The organism is Pseudomonas brenneri (genome assembly GCF_007858285.1).
Taxonomy (GTDB): Bacteria; Pseudomonadota; Gammaproteobacteria; order Pseudomonadales; family Pseudomonadaceae; genus Aquipseudomonas; species Aquipseudomonas brenneri.
The window spans coordinates 580,310-593,630 of sequence record NZ_VFIL01000002.1 but is presented as its reverse complement, the minus strand read 5'-3'; the positions used below and the strand labels follow the sequence as shown (position 1 = coordinate 593,630).

At 58.2% G+C, this 13,321-nt stretch carries 16 protein-coding genes and 1 tRNA gene; 2 read left to right on the top strand and 15 right to left on the bottom strand.

All coding sequences use genetic code 11. The features are described from left to right. Nucleotides 1-21: 21 nt before the first annotated feature. Entirely contained in the window at nucleotides 22-915 is an 894-nt protein-coding gene (locus tag FJD34_RS06010) for a LysR family transcriptional regulator (RefSeq protein ID WP_032862510.1), read from the bottom strand. 108 nt (nucleotides 916-1,023) lie between these two features. On the opposite strand from FJD34_RS06010, the gene lldD reads away from it, so the two are divergent. After that, nucleotides 1,024-2,166, top strand: a complete 1,143-nt coding sequence (gene lldD, locus FJD34_RS06005) for an FMN-dependent L-lactate dehydrogenase LldD (RefSeq protein WP_090293195.1) — start codon at nucleotides 1,024-1,026, stop codon at nucleotides 2,164-2,166. A gap of 9 nt (nucleotides 2,167-2,175) precedes the next feature. On the opposite strand, the gene FJD34_RS06000 is transcribed toward lldD, so the two are convergent. Together FJD34_RS06000 and FJD34_RS05995 are read right to left on the bottom strand one after the other, a co-directional pair. Then, nucleotides 2,176-2,868, bottom strand: coding sequence for an RES family NAD+ phosphorylase (locus FJD34_RS06000; RefSeq protein WP_032862509.1), 693 nt, complete (start codon nucleotides 2,866-2,868; stop codon nucleotides 2,176-2,178). Next, nucleotides 2,862-3,266 carry an antitoxin Xre-like helix-turn-helix domain-containing protein gene (locus tag FJD34_RS05995; protein WP_032862508.1) on the bottom strand — a complete coding sequence of 135 codons (405 nt, stop codon included), beginning with the start codon at nucleotides 3,264-3,266 and terminating at the stop codon, nucleotides 2,862-2,864. Before FJD34_RS05995 ends, FJD34_RS06000 begins: the two co-directional genes overlap by 7 nt. 423 nt (nucleotides 3,267-3,689) lie before the next feature. On the opposite strand from FJD34_RS05995, the gene FJD34_RS05990 reads away from it, so the two are divergent. Next, a complete protein-coding gene (locus tag FJD34_RS05990) occupies nucleotides 3,690-4,289 on the top strand; it encodes a hypothetical protein (RefSeq protein ID WP_146552184.1) in 600 nt (199 codons plus the stop codon). Between the two features lie 147 nt (nucleotides 4,290-4,436). Here FJD34_RS05990 and FJD34_RS05985 read toward each other — a convergent pair. The 12 genes from FJD34_RS05985 to ruvA all read right to left on the bottom strand — a co-directional run bounded on the left by FJD34_RS05985 (nucleotide 4,437) and on the right by ruvA (nucleotide 13,263). Beyond that, a tRNA-Lys gene (locus FJD34_RS05985) sits at nucleotides 4,437-4,512 on the bottom strand. Nucleotides 4,513-4,575: 63 nt separating this feature from the next. Beyond that, entirely contained in the window at nucleotides 4,576-5,265 is a 690-nt protein-coding gene (gene queC / locus FJD34_RS05980; RefSeq protein WP_032862506.1) for a 7-cyano-7-deazaguanine synthase QueC, read from the bottom strand. 1 nt (nucleotide 5,266) lies between these two features. Then, nucleotides 5,267-5,914, bottom strand: coding sequence for a 7-carboxy-7-deazaguanine synthase QueE (queE, locus tag FJD34_RS05975; RefSeq protein ID WP_032862505.1), 648 nt, complete (start codon nucleotides 5,912-5,914; stop codon nucleotides 5,267-5,269). 165 nt (nucleotides 5,915-6,079) lie between these two features. Next, entirely contained in the window at nucleotides 6,080-6,892 is an 813-nt protein-coding gene (gene ybgF / locus FJD34_RS05970) for a tol-pal system protein YbgF (RefSeq protein WP_090291832.1), read from the bottom strand. A gap of 6 nt (nucleotides 6,893-6,898) precedes the next feature. Beyond that, on the bottom strand, nucleotides 6,899-7,399 hold the full coding sequence (gene pal / locus FJD34_RS05965) for a peptidoglycan-associated lipoprotein Pal (protein WP_029300299.1): 501 nt from the start codon (nucleotides 7,397-7,399) through the stop codon (nucleotides 6,899-6,901). A 55-nt stretch (nucleotides 7,400-7,454) separates the two neighbouring features. Continuing rightward, a complete protein-coding gene (tolB, locus tag FJD34_RS05960) occupies nucleotides 7,455-8,735 on the bottom strand; it encodes a Tol-Pal system beta propeller repeat protein TolB (protein ID WP_174553290.1) in 1,281 nt (426 codons plus the stop codon). Between the two features lie 17 nt (nucleotides 8,736-8,752). Continuing rightward, nucleotides 8,753-9,826: a cell envelope integrity protein TolA gene (gene tolA, locus FJD34_RS05955; protein WP_032862500.1), complete on the bottom strand. Its 1,074-nt coding sequence runs from the start codon at nucleotides 9,824-9,826 to the stop codon at nucleotides 8,753-8,755. Beyond that, nucleotides 9,826-10,278, bottom strand: coding sequence for a protein TolR (tolR, locus tag FJD34_RS05950; RefSeq protein WP_161635741.1), 453 nt, complete (start codon nucleotides 10,276-10,278; stop codon nucleotides 9,826-9,828). Before tolR ends, tolA begins: the two co-directional genes overlap by 1 nt. Nucleotides 10,279-10,301: 23 nt before the next feature. Beyond that, nucleotides 10,302-10,997, bottom strand: coding sequence for a protein TolQ (gene tolQ, locus FJD34_RS05945; protein ID WP_029300305.1), 696 nt, complete (start codon nucleotides 10,995-10,997; stop codon nucleotides 10,302-10,304). A 1-nt stretch (nucleotide 10,998) separates the two neighbouring features. Next, complete coding sequence (gene ybgC, locus FJD34_RS05940; protein WP_029300306.1) at nucleotides 10,999-11,454, bottom strand: tol-pal system-associated acyl-CoA thioesterase; 456 nt, start codon at nucleotides 11,452-11,454, stop codon at nucleotides 10,999-11,001. A 138-nt stretch (nucleotides 11,455-11,592) separates the two neighbouring features. Then, on the bottom strand, nucleotides 11,593-12,651 hold the full coding sequence (gene ruvB / locus FJD34_RS05935) for a Holliday junction branch migration DNA helicase RuvB (protein ID WP_032862495.1): 1,059 nt from the start codon (nucleotides 12,649-12,651) through the stop codon (nucleotides 11,593-11,595). Next, nucleotides 12,652-13,263 (bottom strand): Holliday junction branch migration protein RuvA, encoded by a 612-nt coding sequence (gene ruvA, locus FJD34_RS05930; RefSeq protein ID WP_003193868.1) that lies wholly within the window; start codon nucleotides 13,261-13,263, stop codon nucleotides 12,652-12,654. Between the last annotated feature and the right edge of the window lie 58 nt (nucleotides 13,264-13,321).

Sequence of the window (13,321 nt, the reverse complement as noted above, 5' to 3'; positions counted from 1 at the left end):
ATATCGATTGGATTCAAAAGCCTAAAATGGCGCAGGGACATTACCCATTTCCCTGGCCAGGTCCAACCAGGCCCGCGCGGCTGGTGGCAAGTGAGCATTACGCCGCCAGGTCAGGGCAATATGCCAGTCAGTCTGGGGCTCATCCAACGCAATCAACGCAATGCCGGGATGCAGGTGCTTGTAAGCCAGCATGCGCGGCAGGAAGGCGACACCCAGGCCCGCGCCGACCAGGTCGACAATAAAGTCGATCTGGGCGCTGCGCACGGAAACCTTCGGCGAGACGCCCCGACGCTCGCAGGCGCAAAGAATGATGCGGTTCAGGGCAAACCCGGCCTCGAACAGTATGAAGGGTGAGTCGGACAAGTCGGAAAAATCCACACTCTTGCGTCCCGCCAATGGATGGCTGCTGGGCAGGACAACCATCAACGGCTCGACCCGCACGTCCTGATACTCAAACTCGCCCTCCACCGGCACCAGCAGGGCAGCCACGTCCACCTCCCCCGCTTGCAGGCACTCGCCCAGCTTCTTGCTGCCATGCTCGATCAGCTCGATCTCGATCTGTGGGTAACGCTGGCGATACACCGCAAACATCGCGGCAAATAACTCACCACTGCCCACCGGCGGCAAGCCGATGCGCAACACGCCACGCTTGAGCCCCAACAGGTCATTGATCTCGGCCACCAAGTCGTTGCGCTCGGCGAGCAACACCAGGGCGCGGCGGTAGGCAATCTCACCGGCGGCTGTCAGTTCGCTCTTATGGCCGATACGGCTGAACAACGGCGTGCCCAACTCCTCCTCCAGCGTCTTGACCGCTTTGCTGACACTCGATTGCGTGAGCGAAACCATCTCGGCCGCTTGTGAGAAACTGCCTTGGCGCACCACTTCGACAAAGGCTCGCAGCGTTCGCAGGTTCATGACTATTCCATTTTCGACTTGAATGAAGTTGTAAAAGTTGTTTTTACCATGAAAAGCCTTTGGCTATCCTCCACCCACCGTTTTCTTTATTCCGGGGCCTCACTGTTCATGATCATTTCGTCCGCATCGGATTACCGCGAAGCCGCACGCCGCAAACTGCCGCGCTTCCTGTTCGACTACATTGACGGTGGCGCGTACGCCGAGCACACCCTCAAGGCCAACAGTTCGGACCTGGCAGACATCAGCCTGCGCCAGCGTGTGCTGCGTAACGTCGAGAGCCTGAGCCTGGAAACCACCTTGTTCGACCAACCGCTGGCGATGCCGGTGGTCATGAGTCCGGTGGGCCTGACCGGCATGTTTGCCCGACGCGGGGAAGTCCAGGTGGCCAACGCCGCGACCAATAAAGGTGTGCCTTTTTGCCTGTCGACCGTTTCCGTTTGCCCGATCGAGGAAGTTGCGTCGCAGACCGCGCAATCGATCTGGTTTCAACTCTATGTGTTGAAAGACCGCGGCTTCATGAAAAACGCCCTGGAGCGCGCGCAAGCCGCCGGAGTGAAAACCCTGGTCTTCACCGTCGACATGCCAACCCCCGGCGCCCGCTACCGTGATGCCCACTCCGGGATGTCCGGCCCGTACGCCGCCCAGCGACGCATGTTGCAGGCCGTGACCAAGCCGGCCTGGGCGTTTGATGTGGGGCTGATGGGCCGCCCTCATGACTTGGGCAACATCTCCAAATACCTGGGCAAACCGACCCACCTTGAAGATTACATCGGCTGGCTGGCCACCAACTTCGACCCCTCCATCAGTTGGAAAGACCTGGAGTGGATCCGTGAGTTCTGGAAGGGCCCAATGATCATCAAGGGCATCCTCGACCCACAGGACGCCAAGGATGCCGTGAGCTTCGGCGCTGACGGCATCGTCGTGTCCAACCACGGCGGCCGCCAGCTTGATGGCGTGCTGTCCACCGCCAAGGCACTGCCTGAGATCGCCCAGGCGGTTGGCTGTGATCTCACGGTGCTGGTGGACTCGGGGGTTCGTTCCGGGCTGGACGTGGTACGCATGCTCGCCCTCGGCGCCCGTGGCGTGTTACTGGGGCGCGCGCCCGCCTACGCCCTGGCCGCTGATGGGCAGCGTGGCGTGGAAAACCTGCTGGATATCTTTGCCAAGGAAATGCGCGTGGCCATGACCCTCACCGGGGTTACCTCGATTGCGCAGATCGATGAGTCGATCCTGGTGCGCGGGCAGATCTGACCCTGTGCATCAGGCTTCGCTGATCTTGCTGACACTGGTGATCTGCCCATTCCAGACCATCTCGTAATGAGAGGCCTGGACAATCGACGACACCGGCCTAGGTGTCAGCAACGCCCAGCAGTGGTTGCCCTCTGCACGCACTGACAGATAACGAAGGCCCGGGCAGCCGGCCTTCTTCAGTGCGCTGCCCAAACGATGGGAGTCGTTGTAGTCGTCGGGATCGTAGATCGGGTCGCTGATCGGCACCGACGTCGCATCCTTCATCGAATCACCGGCAAAGGTGCACGACAGCCCGCGAAAGACAAAACGCTCATAGTTCAGGCCATGGACCCCGGACCAATACTGGTTCTGGTGATGACGCACCTCTGCCAGTGCCGTTTCTATCGTCGCAGCCAGGTACAGGACGCCAAAATCACCAGCGCTGAAACGCGACCCGGCAGGATTGACGTGGGTGAACGGCGCAATTGCGTAGGAACATCCCACAATCCCGAACGGGATTTCCCTACGGGGTATCAGCTCAATCCGGCCGACCTCATTGCCCAATCGCGGGTTGGTCAGGGCCTGGATCTGATAGAGCGCCTCAAACTCGTCGGCATCCGCCACATCGTCAAACAATGCAATCGGCGGGAATTTTGAATTGACCAGGCGATAGGCCTGCAACTGGCCCCCCGGCAACTCACCCAGCTGGTTCAGCGTCACCATTGCGCGCCACGCAGCACATCGATGCGGCGGAAGGTTTCGTACAGCGAAATCATATCGCCCTGAGCCATGATCTCCAGGGGCGAGCGCCCGTTGAAAAAGCTGTTGTCGTTGGCCATTGCGGGGAAGCCATACACGTTCTCGGGGTTATCGAACACCATGCGCAGCGTGGCGTGGATATTGAGCACGAAGCTGATGCGCTGCATCTGATCGAAGTCCAGGCTGACGGACCATGCGGCATCACGCTGCCGGGCGCGGGTGTAGGTACTGCGCGAGATACGCAGGATGCGGCAGGCCTGGTCGCTGCTGGCCTGCCACTTTTCCAGGATGCCCACGGCCGCCCGTAGTCCGGCGACACATTGTTCCCGAGTGAAGGGTTGCGCTTGGAGGGCTAGGCTCATAGTTGCCACCTCATAATGAATCTATAGACTCAAATATAGACAAAGAAGATCTATAGATCAAACATAGGCAGAATCAACCGTCAGTCGTTACAACCAAACACTCCAGCGCCACGGTTTTTGTTATTTCGAATCGCACTTTAGCGCTTGATGGGTGAGAATGGTTCCCGTCTACATTTCCCCAGTCTATTTGTGTACGAGCCCCAAGAAATGGAATTCAACACGTCTTCTTCGTCCCGCTGGCTTCTGGCATTGTTCGGTGCAAGCCTACTTTCACTGTCCGGCTGCCAGAGTCACACGCCCGAACAGGCAGCGGCCTTGGCGGCAGCACAAATGCAACAAAAGGATGAAAAATTCGTCACCACTTTCCAAATGATACTGCGCAGCTATGCCCTAGCTGCCAATGAGCAAGAACTGACAGGCGTGATGAATATGATCATGACCGTCGACGCGCAGAACCATGTAGTGGATTGCTCGACCAAACGCGGAACCCTGCTACCCAACCAAGACCTGAACAACCTGCGCCAGGCCAAGCTGGGCAAACTGGTGACTGACCTGTGTTGGACCACCCTGTTTCCCGAGGTCTCACCCAAGGTCTTCGCCGATGCCAAGGACACTCAGGTGATTGTCGCGCCCATGGTATTCACCCCTCTGCTCGGCATGTCGGAGGAGGAGCAACAAAAGCATACGGCCCGCATCGATTTCTATAAGCAGATCCGCTTCTTCCGTGAGCAACTGTTTGCCGGACATGCCATCGACAGTATCGGCGTAGCCAGCTTCCACTTCATCGCCGATGCACAAGGCAAAGTCAGTGAGTGCATGGTCAACCTGAATCAAAGCCCGTATCGACTACAAGGCTTCAAGGTGGATAGCGCGCTGCAGCAACGTCTCGTCACGCAGTGCAAACTGCTGGACCTGCGACAAATGCCGGGGTTTGACAGCCACCCTCAGGGCCTGCCGACAGGCTATGTGTTTGTGGACTACAGCCCGTGGATGAATGGGCACGCCAAGGCTGAGCAACAATAGAACTCAGAGGCTTGCAGAGGGCTCAGCCGAGGAAACTGAGCCAGGGGCCTGAATCGATGAACGCCTGGCTTGTCTTGGCACAAGGCAAAAAAAAACCCGGAAATCCTCACTTGCGTGGGCCTTCCGGATTTTCTAAACCGCCAAAAATGGTGGGTCGTGTGGGATTCGAACCTACGACCAATTGGTTAAAAGCCAACTGCTCTACCAACTGAGCTAACGACCCGCTGTGTGGTGGCGCGTATAATACTGATTTCTAAGGATTATTCAACACCTTATTTTAAATAAATCAGAAATAACGCGTTGGGTCAGTAATTCCGGCCGCTTGGAAGCCTTCTGCACGCAGGCGGCAGCTGTCACATTTCCTACAAGCACGACCGTCATTGTCTGCCTGGTAGCAGGACACAGTCAGCGAGTAATCGACACCAAGCCTTACACCCGCCTTGACGATATCGGCCTTGCTCAGGTTTTGCAGGGGCGCCTGGATACGGAAGCCACGCCCTTCTACGCCGGCCTTGGTCGCCAGGTTGGCCATGCGCTCGAACGACTCGACGAACTCTGGGCGACAGTCCGGGTAGCCGGAGTAGTCCACGGCGTTGACGCCGATAAAGATGTCGCGGGCGTCGAGCACCTCTGCCCAGCCCAGGGCCAGCGAGAGGAACACGGTGTTACGGGCCGGCACATAAGTGACCGGGATGCCCTCAGTCGGCGCCTCAGGCACGTCGATGGTGCTGTCGGTCAAGGCCGAGCCGCCAATGCCATTGAGGTTCAGGCCGATCACCTTGTGCTCCACCACACCGAGGTCGCGGGCAACACGGGCGGCGGCGTCCAGCTCGGCATGGGAGCGCTGGCCGTAATCGAAGCTCATGGTGTAGCAGCTGTAACCCTCGGCGCGGGCCATGGCGACCACGGTGGCGGAGTCGAGGCCGCCAGACAGCAGGATTACGGCACGTTTTTGATCAGTGGTTTGTTCAGTCATTTCAGCGTCCTGGCTCGTCGTTCCAAAGGTATTTATGCAGCTGCAATTGCAGGCGCACCGGCAGGTTGTCGGCGACCACCCAATCAGCGAGGTCGCGAGCGTTCAAGTCATGGTGGCTGGGGGAAAACAGCACCTCGCCGGCGCGCCGGTCCAGGCCGTATTGGATCAGCTTGGAGTTGGCCCAGTCATAGTCGTCCCGCGAGCAAATGACAAACTTGACCTGATCGTTGGCGGTCAGCAGGTCGATGTTTTCATAACGGTTGCGATGCGCTTCCTTGGAGTCCGGGGTCTTCAGGTCAACCACTCGACTGACGCGAGGGTCGACCGCTGAAATGTCCAGGGCACCACTGGTTTCCAGTGACACCTCGTAACCGGCATCACACAGCTGCTTGAGCAAAGGAATGGCATTGGGCTGGGCCAGGGGCTCGCCACCCGTCACACAGACGTAGCGCGGCCGAAAGCCTGCAACCTGCTCCAGGATGTCGTCGAGGGTGCGGATGGTGCCGCCACTGAAGGCGTAGGCGCTGTCACAGTACTGGCAGCGCAACGGGCAGCCGGTGAGGCGCACAAATACTGTGGGCAGGCCGGCAGTGCGCGTTTCACCCTGTAACGAGTAAAAAACTTCGGTGATGCGTAATGTGTCTTGCATAGTCGCCACGGGCGTAACAGCTAAACAGGCTGTCCGCCTCCGTCAGGCACTTCATGGGATCCCGGCAAAGCGTGAACCCCAAGAAGCGTATTTCATAAAAGGGCGTGGATTCTAACGAAAAAACCCGCGACAGGCGCGGGTTTCTTCCAAGCGGGACAGCAGTGCTTACAAACGCTGCAAATCGCGCTGGGCCAACTGGGCGGCAGATGTACCCGGATATTGGGCCACTACCTGCTGCAGAATGCCTTTGACCTTGTCGGTATGACCCAGGCGGCGCTCTACATCAGCCAGCTTGTACAGCGAATCAGGCACTTTGGCATGCTTGGGGTAAAGTTGGCTGACCTTGGCAAATGCCTGGCCTGCACCTTGCACATCACCCTTGGCCAGGTTGACCTCACCCAGCCAGTACTGGGCATTCCCAGCGTACTGGCTGTTTGGATAACGACCCAGGAAAGCGGTGAACGCCTTGCTGGCCTTGTCGAAATCCTTGGCCTTGATCAGGTCGAAGGCTGCATCGTAATACAGCTTTTCCTTCGCCGGATCACCCGGTTCGCTGCTCGCTGCCGGAGCCGCGGCTGCACCACCGGCGGCGCTTGCAGCGCCACCGGCAGAAGAATTATCAGGAGTAGCGGCAGGTGTAACACCGGCTCCTATACGTCGGTCAAGATCCTGGTAACGCTCCAGGCCTTCTTGCTTGAGCTGACGCACCTCATTCTGCAGAACTTCAATGGTGCCTTGTTGCTGCGCCAATTGATCCTGCATGCGTTGCAGTTGGTTGAACAGTTCGCCCTGTGCCGAAGGAGCGGCCGTGGCCGCTCCTCCCGCATAGGCGCCGTTCGTGCCATAACCTGCAGGTGGATAGCTGCTCCCACTATTGTTATAGCCAGAGTTGCTATCTTCCACGGGAACCGCAGCCCACACCACAAGCGGTGCGAGGCTGAGAGCCAATACGGTTACAACACGACGGCACATTCGCATGACGAATTACTTACGCAGTTCGACGCGACGGTTTTGAGCCCAGGATTGCTCGTCGTTGCCGGTAGCAACTGGACGCTCTTCACCGTAGGAAACCAGTTCCAGCTGAGCTGGGGAAACGCCTTGCAGTACCAGGTAGCGCTGAACGGCTTTCGCACGACGCTCGCCCAGTGCCATGTTGTACTCACGAGTACCACGTTCGTCGGTGTTGCCTTCCAGTACAACGCGAGCGCCGTTACCTTTCAGGTCTTTCGCGTGAACGTCCAGAGCACGCATGGCTTCTGGCTTCAGGTCCGAACTGTCGTATTCGAAGTAGAAAGTGGTGATCGCGCGCAGAGCAGCTTCTTCGCTCAGGGAGCCGTCAACTGCACCAGTGTTGGCGCCGTAACCAGCGTTTGGATCAACAGCTGCGCCTTCACCGGCATTGTCGCCGCCTTTAGACGAGCAACCAACGGCTACGGACAGAGCCAGAGCCAGAGCAGCAAACTTACCAAACTTCAGCATTTCCATCGTGAAACTCCTAATGAACCCCAGTGTGTTAAGTACTTCTTTTTGTAGCGCCGCGTCAGTTCAGGTAAGGGGACCAGGACGGTTCTCTGACTTCGCCTTGTGCGGTAGGAAGCGGGAGCCTTACGCGTCCATTAATGGACACGAGCATCAAGACTCCCCGGCCCTGCTGGCGGGTGGCGTAGATTACCATGGTGCCGTTGGGCGCAACAGTAGGCGACTCATCAAGAGTGCTATCTGTGAGGATTTTTACGCTTCCGCGCTGCAAATCCTGGGCCGCCACCTTGAAATTAGTGAAACCATCCTGGCGATGGATCATTACCAGGGTCTTTTCATCGGCCGAAAGCTTCGGATTGGCGTTGTAGTTGCCGATAAAGGTCACACGTTCTGCACCACCACCGCCAACACTGCTCTTATAGATCTGCGGTTTGCCGCCACGGTCTGACGTGAAGTAGATGGTCGAACCATCCTTGCCCCAGAACGGTTCGGTGTTGATGCCAGGGCCGGAAGTGACACGGGTGATCTGGCGCGAACCGAGGTTCATCACGTAGATATCCGGGTTACCGTCCTTGGACAGTACAAATGCCAGGCGATTGCCATCCGGCGACCAGGCAGGCGCACCGTTCAGGCCTTCGAAGTTGGTGATCTGCTCACGGCGACCGGTATCGATGTGCTGAACGAAGATGCGCGGGCGCTTCTGCTCAAACGACACGTAGGCGATACGCTTGCCATCGGGCGCAAAACGCGGCGACAGGATCGGCTCGCGCGACTGCAACAGGGTCACTGCACGAGCACCGTCGTAGTCCGAACGTTGCAGGGTGTAGCGCGTGTTGTTCACCGAGAAACGCTCAGCCGTCACGTACAGCATGCGGGTAGAGAACGCACCTTTGATACCCACCAGTTTTTCGAACGACTGGTCGGCGATGTAGTGCGCCATGTCTCGCAGTTGGTCGACGCTGCCCGACACGCTGCCGGTCAGCACTTGCTGCTCGGTGGCCACGTTGAACAGGGCGTATTGCACCTGCAGGCGACCGCCCGCTGGCACGATGCTGCCTACCATCAGGTACTGGGCGCCGAGGGCTTTCCAGTCACGGTAGATCACTTCGCTGCCGGTGGTCGGCTGGCTGATCATGTTCTGTTTCGGGATTGGCGCGTAGTAACCCGAGTTGCGCAGGTCATTACCGATGATTTCCGCCATATCGTCCGGCAGCACGCTGCCGCCCTGCCAGCCAAACGGTACTACTGCAATCGGGGTGGCCCGATCGCTACCGCTGGTTACCAGGATGTTCTTTTCATCCGCCGCCGCTATCCCTGCCATGCAGCAAATAACGACAAGCATTCCTCGAAGAAGGTTTCTCACAAGGCTAGATCCTCAGGTGTGAATGTCATCTTGAATGAACGATAGGGAGCGAAGTCGCTTGGTTTCATTCCCTGCATCTCGGTCAACCGGCCAATGTTCTTGACCGCTGCAACCGCTGAACTGTCGAACGAACCGTCGCCACTGGACTTGGCCACACTGACCGAAGTCACCGTACCGTCCGGCAACATGCCGATCTGCAGTACCACTGTCATGCCTTTGCGTGCCGAAGGTGGACGAGTCCAGCCTTCTGCTGCGCGCGCGCGAATCAGATCGTCGAAACTGCCCGCGACTTCGTCACCACGTTCATCGGCCAGGGCCTGCTGACGTTGCGGCGTGTCGGAAAGCAAATCTGCCAGGGCCTGGGCCTTTTTCTCTTCGGCGGATTTGCGCGCTGCTTCCTGGGCCTTTTTCTTCGAGGCATCGGCGGCAGCTTTCTTCTTCGCGTCGTCGGCGACTTTTTTCTTCGCCTCGTCTGCTTCGGATTTTTTCTTGGCGTCTTCGGCGGCTTTCTTCTTCGCGTCTTCGACTATCTTTTTCTTGGCTTCTTCAGCGGCCTTTTTCTTGGCCTCTTCTTCAGCTGCTTTCTTGGCTTCTTCTTCAGACTTCTTCTTGGCTATATCAGCCAATTGTTTCTCTTCGGCTTTTTTCGCTTCGGCAGCTTTCTCGGCTTTCTTGGCTTCATCAGCCTTTTTCGCCTCGTCAGCCTTCTTGGTTTCGTCAGCCTTTTTCGATTCCTCGGCCTTTTGAGCCGCCTCTTCTTTCTTTTGTTCCGCAGCAGCCTTCACCGCTTCCTGCTCGACCTTCTTCTGTTCCATCTGTTCGACTTCAGTCTGGCGCGCAGCCGACTTCTGGGCCTCACCCGCAATCTTCTGATTGGTCTGGGTGGTGGCCTGACTTTTCGATTTCAGCTGATACAGGGTCGCCTGCACGATCGGCTTGGCTGGCGGCAGCTCAGGGGTCATGGCAAAGCTGACAAACAGCATGCCAAACACCAGAACGTGCAGGGCAATTGCCCAGACGCTAGGCCAGAAGTAGCTTTCCGAGGCGGACGGCTCTCGCTGTTGCTGCATCAGGGCGCCTCGGTAATCAAGCCAACATTACCGACCCCGGCCTTCTGCAGCCCGCCCATGGCACCCATGACGGATCCGTAATCGACAACCTTGTCGCCACGAATGAACACCTGGGTGTGCTTGCCGCCTTCGTTGCCGGCGCGGATGATCTTGGTCACGGCGTCAGTCATCTGCGGCAAGGTCATGGCCTTGTCCTGTTGCTTCTGGGTGTCGACTTCGCTGCCAAGGTTCCAGTAGTAGGTCTTGTCAGCCTTGATCGAAATGGTCAGGACCTGGGTGTTGTTGTCCTGCGGCAAGGCTTCGCTGGAAACCTTGGGCAGATCAACCTTCACACCCTGATTGAGCATCGGCGCGGTCACCATGAAGATCACCAGCAGCACCAACATCACGTCGATGTAAGGCACTACGTTCATCTCGGCGACCGGCTTGCGCTTTTTGCGAGCTCGAGCGATTAAAGCCATTGGGAATTACCTGCTTATTCTTCGCTGGTGTGCACTTTACGGTGCAGGATCGCCTGGAATTCATCGGCGAAGGTGTAGTAACGGCCGATCAAAGTCTCGCTGGTTGCAGCGAAACGGTTGTAGGCAATTACTGCGGGGATTGCAGCGAACAGGCCGATGGCAGTGGCGATCAGCGCTTCGGCGATACCCGGGGCCACGGTGGCCAGGGTCGCTTGCTGGGCCGTTGCCAGGCCACGGAAGGAGTTCATGATGCCCCAGACGGTACCGAACAAGCCGATATACGGGCTGACCGAACCGACGGTGGCGAGGAACGGCAGGCTCTGTTCGAGCTTTTCTTCCTCACGGGAGATCGCTACGCGCATCGCACGGGCCACACCTTCCATGACCGCTTCCGGGTCAACGCCGGACTGCTGGCGCAGGCGGGAGAACTCCTTGAAGCCGGCGCGGAAGATCTGCTCGACGCCCGAATCCGGGTCCGGGTTGCTGCCTGCCTGGCGATATAGTTTGGACAGGTCGATACCCGACCAGAAGCGCTCTTCGAAGCTCTCCAGGGCACGTCGACCGGCGCGCAGCAGGTTGCTGCGCTGAAAAATCATGACCCATGAGGTAACCGATGCGGCTACCAGGGTCAGCATCACCAGTTGAACCACGACACTGGCATTGCTGACCAGGCTCCACATGGAGGAATGGTCGACGACGGTAGGTTCCACGCTAAATCTCCTGCTCTGATTGTTTACCGGCGCCGCTCACGCCGGCAAAGGCCGCACGTAAAGCTTCGGGAATGGCCCGGGGTTTCAAACTATTGGTGCGCACACACGCCACCAGGAACTGCCCCTCACAGAGCAGCGTTGCATCCGTTGCCCGCCTGACCTGCTGTTTAAAGCGCAGGCTGACACGGTTCAATTCGATTACTTCTGCGCTGACCAGCAATTCATCGTCCAGTCGCGCCGGCGCGTGGTAACGGGCCTCGCTGGAATGCACGACAAATAACAGGTCCTCCCCTGCAAGCTGGGATTGGGCAAAGCCCAGCTCCCGCAGCCGCTCGGTTCGAGCCCGCTCCATGAATTTCAGGTAGTTGACGTAATACACGATGCCGCCCGCATCGGTGTCCTCGTAATAAACGCGACAGCGATGTGCGAACGACTGATCCCCGTTTTGCGCGCGCATACTCTAGTGCTTACTCCTCAGGTTGCCAATCCGGCCAGGCAACTGTTTTTCATTCTCTGCAACATTTCTAACGAAAGAATGACGACGCCAGCCACTAGGACAGCACAAACGTCGAATAAATCGACTCGCCATGCCTTTTTAATCGTCCACTGCATCGAGGAATTCGTCTACCACAGGCATCTCCCCCAATCGTGACGGAATGTTTAACCCGAAGTGCAAATACGCATGGCGCGTGACCACACGGCCCCTCGGTGTACGCATGATGTAACCCTGTTGAATCAGGTACGGCTCCAGCACATCCTCGATGGTATGACGCTCTTCACTGATGGCAGCAGCCAGGCTGTCCACGCCCACCGGCCCACCATCGAACTTCTCGATCATGGTCAGCAGCAGGCGCCGGTCTTGATGGTCGAAACCATGTTCATCGACATCCAGCAGGTTCAGTGCCAGGTCGGCCACGGCCTTGGTGATATGGCCCTTGGCGCGTACTTGCGCAAAGTCACGCACCCGCCGCAGCAAGCGGTTGGCAATACGTGGCGTGCCACGAGCCCGGCGGGCAATCTCATAGGCACCTTCCGGGTCCAGCGGCAAACCGAGAATCCCGGCCGAACGGCTGACAATCGTCGCCAGATCCACAGTGCTGTAGAACTCTAGACGTTGAACAATGCCGAAACGGTCTCGCAACGGGTTAGTCAGCATCCCAGCGCGCGTAGTAGCGCCCACCAGGGTAAACGGCGGCAGGTCGAGCTTGATCGAGCGCGCAGCCGGCCCTTCGCCAATCATGATATCCAGCTGGAAGTCTTCCATGGCCGGGTACAACACTTCTTCGACGATGGGCGATAACCGGTGGATTTCGTCGATGAACAGCACATCATGAGGCTCAAGATTGGTCAGCAGTGCCGCCAAATCCCCCGGGCGCTCCAATACAGGACCAGACGTAGACTTGATCGACACCCCCATTTCCTGGGCGATGATCATGGCCAGGGTGGTCTTACCCAGGCCCGGTGGACCAAAGATCAGCGTGTGATCCAGGGACTCGCTGCGCCCGCGTGCGGCCTGGATGAACAACTCCATCTGCTCGCGCACGGTCGGCTGGCCAATATAGTCGGCAAGGCTGACGGGGCGGATGGCCCGGTCCTGGACTTCTTCACGGTCACGAGGGCCAGTGGCGGCAATCAGACGATCAGCTTCAATCACTTAAATCATTCCCTTCAGGGCTCGGCGGATCATGTCTTCGGCACTCAGGTTCTTGTCCTTGATGGCTGACACTGCCTTGCTGGCTTCCTGGGGCTTGTAGCCCAGGGAGATCAGCGCATTGACGGCGTCGCTTTCAGCACTGGCAACCTGGGCCGCCGGCATATCCGGCTGGTTTGGCACCAGGGCAAACATGCTCGGCACCACTTCCCAGGCTTTAAAGCGGTCCTTGAGTTCCACCAGCAGGCGCTCGGCGGTTTTCTTGCCCACACCCGGCACCTTGGTCAATGCGGAGGTGTCCTGGGCGGAAACGGCACGTACCAACTCATCCACTTCCAGGCTCGACATCAATGCCAGGGCCAATTTCGGGCCGACACCATTAAGGCGGATCAGCTCGCGAAAGAAGTCGCGATCGCGCTTGCCGATGAAACCATAGAGTAGTTGCGCGTCTTCGCGCACCACCAGATGGGTGTGCAGGGTTATCGGCTCACCGACCGACGGTAGGCGGTACAGGGTGGTCATGGGCACTTCCAGCTCATACCCCAGCCCATTTACATCCAGAATCAGGTGCGGCGGCTGTTTCTCAGCCAGGGTGCCGCGCAAGCGTCCAATCACGGTTCAGATCCTTAAAGCTTGAGGTCAGATCGAGGCCTGACCGGAAATAACGATTGCG